The sequence below is a fragment of the Streptomyces sp. genome (assembly GCF_036524955.1).
GTDB lineage: Bacteria > Actinomycetota > Actinomycetes > Streptomycetales > Streptomycetaceae > Actinacidiphila.
The window spans coordinates 1-2,542 of the sequence record NZ_DATDBG010000001.1; the positions used below are offsets into that span (position 1 = coordinate 1).

At 72.7% G+C, this 2,542-nt stretch carries 3 protein-coding genes; 2 read left to right on the forward strand and 1 reads right to left on the reverse strand.

Features of this window, described 5'->3' with window-relative positions; genetic code table 11:
* Together VIW71_RS00005 and VIW71_RS00010 are read left to right on the forward strand one after the other, a co-directional pair.
* On the forward strand, positions 1-467 hold a 467-nt coding region (locus VIW71_RS00005; protein ID WP_331619642.1), incomplete at its 5' end, for a lipoyl synthase.
* A 40-nt stretch (positions 468-507) separates the two neighbouring features.
* The gene (locus VIW71_RS00010) at positions 508-1,215 is read left to right on the forward strand and encodes a DUF4191 domain-containing protein (RefSeq protein WP_331619643.1); all 708 of its coding nucleotides are present in this window, start codon (positions 508-510) and stop codon (positions 1,213-1,215) included.
* Between the two features lie 157 nt (positions 1,216-1,372).
* Here VIW71_RS00010 and VIW71_RS00015 read toward each other — a convergent pair.
* A partial coding sequence (locus VIW71_RS00015) for a LuxR C-terminal-related transcriptional regulator (RefSeq protein WP_331619644.1) occupies positions 1,373-2,542 on the reverse strand: 1,170 nt, incomplete at its 5' end.

The window sequence follows — 2,542 nt, forward strand, 5'->3', positions numbered from 1 at the left end:
ACTTCAACGGCAAGCCCGACCTGCTGACCGAGGTGTTCGAGTCCCGGCCCGAGGTGCTCGCCCACAACGTCGAGACGGTCCCCCGGATCTTCAAGCGGATCCGGCCGGCGTTCCGCTACGACCGCTCGCTCGACGTGCTCAGCCAGGCGCGTGACTTCGGCCTGGTGACCAAGTCCAACCTGATCCTGGGCATGGGCGAGACCCGCGAGGAGGTCAGCCAGGCGCTCCGCGACCTGCACGAGGCGGGCACCGAGCTGGTGACGATCACCCAGTACCTCCGCCCCTCGGCCCGGCACCACCCCGTCGAGCGCTGGGTCAAGCCCGAGGAGTTCGTGGAGCTGCAGGCGGAGGCCGAGGAGATCGGCTTCTCCGGCGTGCTCAGCGGACCCCTCGTGCGTTCGTCGTACCGCGCCGGCCGCCTGTACCGTCAGGCGATGGACGCGCGCTCCGTCGTCGCGCCCGCCTGACCTCTCCCACCGTCAGCCCCACCCAGCACGGAAAGCTCACATGGCCAAGACTCCCGAGCAGCCCAAGATGAAGCGCCGCCAGCAGTTCGTCGAGACGTTCAAGATGGCGCGCAAGGGCGACCCGAAGCTCGTCTGGTGGCTCCTCGGCGCGTTCGTCCTCGGTGCCGCCATCGGCTTCGGGCTCTTCTGGATCCTGCCGGGCAGCGGCGTCATCGGACTGATCTCCTCGATCGTCGGCGCCATCATGCTGGGCCTGCTGGGCGCGCTGCTGCTGTTCTCCCGCCGGGCCCAGGCCTCCGCGTACGCGCAGATCGAGGGTCGTCCGGGGGCCGCCGCGTCCGCCCTCACCACGCTGCGCCGCGGCTGGAAGACCGAGCCCGCGGTCGGGTTCACCAAGCAGCAGGACGTCGTGCACCGGGTCGTCGGGCCTCCCGGCATCGTGCTCGTCGGCGAGGGCAACCCCACCCGGGTCAAGGCGCTGCTGGCCACCGAACGCCGCCGCCACGAACGGGTCGCGGCCGAGGTGCCGATCCACGAGGTCGTCGTCGGCAACGACGAGGGACAGGTCCCGCTGCCGAAGCTCGTCAAGTACGTCGGCAAGCTCAAGCGACAGGTCGCGCCGGCCGACATGACCGACCTGCTCAGCCGCCTCAAGGCGATCGACGCCGCCCGCCCCGCCGCTCCCCTGCCGAAGGGCCCCGTGCCCACCAGCATGAAGGGCTTCCGCGGCCAGATGCGCGGCCGCTGACCCGAGTCGGCCCGTCTGCAGCCCGAACTCGCGTCCAGTCGGCGCGTCTGCAGTTCCGCCCGAGCCAAGTGACCCCGCAGATACGCCGACTCGACCGTTCTGAGACCTGCAGATACGCCGACTCGCGCCCTGAGGGATCTGCAGACGAGCCGAGCGGTCAGACCAGGCGGTTTTCGAACGCGTACGCCGCGGCGGCGGTACGTGAGCCCACGTCCAGCTTGGTGAAGATGTTGGAGAGGTGGCGGGCGACCGTCTTCTCGCTGATCACCAACCCGGCGGCGATCTCGGTGTTGGAACGCCCGCGGGCCACGAGCCGCAGGACCTCGACCTCGCGCTCGGTGAGGCCCGCCGGGTGCTCGGGCCCCAGCAGCGCGGTCGTCTCGCGCGCGGCCGGCGCGGCCCCGAGCTCGGTGAAGGTTCGCAGCGCCGCGGTCAGCTCGCCGGTCGCGGTGTCCGCGTCGCCCAGCTCGCGCAGGGCGCGCCCGACCAGGACGCGCGCCCGCGCCGCCTCGTACGGCACCTCGAGGTCCCGCCAGACGCGCAACGCCCGGCGGAGCGCCGGCACCGCCGCGCCGGGGTCTCCTGCGGCCAGCAGCGTGCTCCCCCGCGCCTGGTCGGCCATGGCCCGCATGGCCGCGCTGCCGAAGGCGGTGGCGATGCCGTCGAGCTCGTCGGTGGCCGCGACCGCCTCGTCGATCGCGTCGCCGGCCAGCAGCACCTGCACGGCACCCGGCAGCAGCCGGGACCGGCCGACCGGGTCGCCCGGCTCGGCGAGCAGCCGCCGGACCGCGCCGACGGCCGCCTCTGAACGCCCCCGCGCCAGCCACAGCAGGGCCAGGCCCGGCTGCGGCTCGAAGCCGAAGCCGACGGCCCGGTCGTACGCCGCTTCGGCGGCACCGAGGTCACCGACGATCCGCAGCACGTCGCCGCACTCGCTCATCGCCAGCCCTGCGGGCGCAGGCGTTCCGGCGGCGTCGTACCGCTCGGTCGCGAGGCGGAACTCCTCGATCGCCGCGGGGAAGGCGCCGCGGATGCGCATGATCTGTCCGCGGTGCACCGCGCTCTGACCCGTGAAGGTGACCAGTCCCGGCTGGGCGTCGACCCACGCGGTCAGCGCGCTGGTCCACTCGGCCGCCCGGCCGTAGTCGGAGACCTCCTGGCAGGCCTCGATCAGCGAGCAGTAGATCTCGCCGGCAACGATCGGTGACACGTCGCCCGTCGAGATGCCGACCATCGCCTCGTCCAGCAGGGCGAGCCCCTCCGGGACGTGGCCGGTGTAGATCAGCATCCGCCCCTGGGCGTTGAGCCCGTTGGCCGTCAGGTCGGC

Excerpts from the sequence above, each read along its gene's own strand:
- VIW71_RS00010 (WP_331619643.1), top strand. The coding sequence starts at position 508 with ATGGCCAAGACTCCCGAGCAGCCCAAGATGAAGCGCCGCCAGCAGTTC.